Annotated in this window: 2 protein-coding genes and 1 pseudogene; 1 reads left to right on the forward strand and 2 read right to left on the reverse strand. The window is 38.5% G+C overall.

Translation table 11 applies throughout. From position 1 onward, the window contains the following. The first annotated feature begins 367 nt into the window (after positions 1-367). Positions 368-955: a transposase gene (locus EA365_00030; protein TVQ50061.1), complete on the forward strand. Its 588-nt coding sequence runs from the start codon at positions 368-370 to the stop codon at positions 953-955. Positions 956-1,099: 144 nt separating this feature from the next. On the opposite strand, the pseudogene EA365_00035 reads toward EA365_00030, so the two are convergent. Then, positions 1,100-2,400: pseudogene (locus EA365_00035) on the reverse strand (DUF2330 domain-containing protein). Then, the gene (locus EA365_00040) at positions 2,397-2,867 is read right to left on the reverse strand and encodes a hypothetical protein (GenBank protein ID TVQ50062.1); all 471 of its coding nucleotides are present in this window, start codon (positions 2,865-2,867) and stop codon (positions 2,397-2,399) included. The pseudogene EA365_00035 and the gene EA365_00040 overlap by 4 nt, the downstream one beginning before the upstream one ends. Positions 2,868-2,974 lie beyond the last annotated feature (107 nt).

The raw sequence follows: 2,974 nt of genomic DNA on the forward strand, positions 1-2,974 counted from the left end.
GATTCACTTCCTGGTGCGCCTATCGAAAATAAGGGCGCAAGTATCGGTAAAGGGCGCAAGTATCGGTAAAGGGCGCAAGTATCGGTAAAGGGCGCAAGCCTTGCGCCCCTACAGCACCAAAACCTAAATTTACAACCCATCAATATTTTACATATAAGTAATAATCAACAGTAGAAAGCGATCTCGCAGAGATTCACTTCCTGGTGCGCCTATCGAAAATAAGGGCGCAAGTATCGGTAAAGGGCACAAGTAATGGTAAAGGGCACAAGTATCGGTAAAGGGCGCAAGTATCGGTAAAGGGCGCAAGGCATGCGCCCCTACAGATGTTATATAATATATGAGGGGTTCAAAAAACATTACTAGAAATATGAATAAATATAATCCTTCTGAACATCACCGTCGGTCAATTCGTTTACCAGAATATGACTATTCACAATCAGGAATGTATTTTATTACTATTTGTACTTATCAAAAACAATGTTTATTTGGAGAGATTAATCAGGGGCAAATGTATCTTAATCAAATTGGTAAAATGGTTGCTCAAGAATGGTTAAATTCTGCCAAAATTCGTCAAGAAATTACTTTAGATGAATGGATAATTATGCCTAATCATATTCATGGTATTGTGATAATTGAAAAGGAAACCGATTTTAATCAGGGTATAAACCATCAAAAGGGCGCAAGCCTTGCGCCCCTACAGGGGGGACGAAAACCTCGTTCTTTATCATCATTTGTTGGGGGTTTTAAATCTGCTGTCACCAAAAGAATAAAAGCAATTTCTACTGAACCTAATCCTCCTGTGTGGCAAAGAAATTTTTATGAATCAATTATTAGGAATGAACAAAAATTATGGCAAATCAGAGAATATATTCTTAATAATCCTTATCGATGGCAACAAGATCCTGAAAAACTGCAACATCAAAAACAAGAATTGTTAATAGATTTAATCATGTAGGGGCCCATGCCTTGCGCCCCTACTGAATTGGTGACTCGGTGAGTCTAACATATTATAAGTTTTACTTATCACCACAAGTACGGAAGATCCTGTTTTTTGACTGGTTCTAAATCCAAAAAGCTGCATTTTGATGTATAGCTTTCTTCAGTCCCAAAATTCTCGCCACCAAGGTTGATTTGATTCGGTATTTACCTCAAAAAAATTAATTTTAGAACGAATCTCATTAACATCCCATCCCGTTAGTTTAGCGAGGGTTTCTGCTTCGGTTTCCTGTCTATTTCTTACTTCTTGAGGATAACTTTTCCCTAGGTCACAATCAATTGTACCTGTATAGGGATGACGAATAATATATCTACCTTGAAATAGTTCCTGATTACCTGTATCTTGAAATCTCAAGTCTTCGGGGAATTTATCTCTGGTATAACGTAAATGCAGACGGGTGATAAAGACATCGGGTTGACTATCTAACCAAAATACCCCTGCTTGTTTTAATTCTTCTTGAGTCAGAGGATCAGCTGCACAAGGATCGCACCATGTCATATTCCAAGCGTACTCTAAAACCCTATGTTGCTATTCTCTTGCAGATAACTATTAGTAAACATAGAGGTATAAAAGTCATTAAACTCCTCTTGGATAAATTCTGGTAATTCTACCTCTGAAGGGATTTTAACGGTACGATAATTGGTCAATTGTACTTGACCTTGGGGAGAGAGTAAATACACGATTAATTCTTGTGATTCTTGAGCGTTGACCATCCCGAGACGAATAGGTAACATAAATTGGGGTGATTCATAAGCTATCATCAAAGGACGTAAGGATTGAAAACCCGTGGCTGCATATTCGGCTAAATTGACTCTAGCTACAAAAAATTTGAGGTTTTGACGGATGTAGGGATGTAAAATCTCTGATGCTCCCGCAGGAATTTGATAACCATTCTGTTTTAACCAGGTTTCTAATCCTCCTGAATCTTCAGCGCTGAGTATTAAAATATCGTACTCTCCCACAGTAAAGCTTCTCTCTACGGTAACCCCTAAACTGTTTCTTCCTGTACTTTCTTCAGCTGCGCTAGGAGGAGCTGCATCAAGTTCCATTTCTCGACTATAGACTCTAGTATCACAGGGATTATTATCAAAATATTCTACTAAACGCGGTGCGCTAAAAGCATCGAGACGCTGTAAAATAACATCATTACCTACTCTGACTTGTTCTGGTTCTAAAATAACTGGTACAGGGACAACTAAAGCAAAGTCTTGTACTTCCCCTTGATAATCGTTAGCCATGGTGAGAATAGTACGCTCTCCGTCTCTCGCGATAATCACTTGGGAAGCTTGATTGTAAAGTTGAGTATCAGCTTTAGCTACGTAAAACCCACAAAAGGCTAATACTGGTTGCGTGCAGCAAACTAAACTGAGAGTTAAACTAATCAGTAATTGTAGAAATCTCATAACTGTTTAGAAGATATTAAGGAATTTTGCCAGTGAAACTCAGGTGCTGACCGAAACCAATCTAGTAAGATAGTTACAGGGGATAAGATAAATAATGACCAAAATAACCCTGTAGGTATATACCAAATAGTTTGTAAGCTAAAACTGACTATAGCTATACTTACTCCCCAAATTATCCTACTAACCTGAGCTTTGGGTGTGGAACGTGGATCAGTTATCATAAAAAAAGCAAATAGTAATAATGAACCATTGCTTAATTGATGCTGTATCACGTCCCAACTCCACCCTAGCCAAAGGTTACGTGTTATGGTTAAACCGATATAAACTGATAAAAAGCTCAGACAAGTATCTCTACGTCCTACTTTTTTAACAATCATCATCCCTGTGCTAAGAAAGAGAATGACATACCAGCTAGATGTTCCCCATTGTCCTGGTGATACCCAAGCATCTGGTGTTAGTAGTGACATATTCCTACACCGAATCAAAGATTACGCTGTAGGCTTCTTGTCTTTCACCTTCAGAGATGATTGACCGTTTTTGAGTGAGGCGATGCCCATCCCCACTTTTTTAATTA

The sequence above is a fragment of the Gloeocapsa sp. DLM2.Bin57 genome, from assembly GCA_007693955.1.
Taxonomy (GTDB): Bacteria; Cyanobacteriota; Cyanobacteriia; order Cyanobacteriales; family Gloeocapsaceae; genus Gloeocapsa.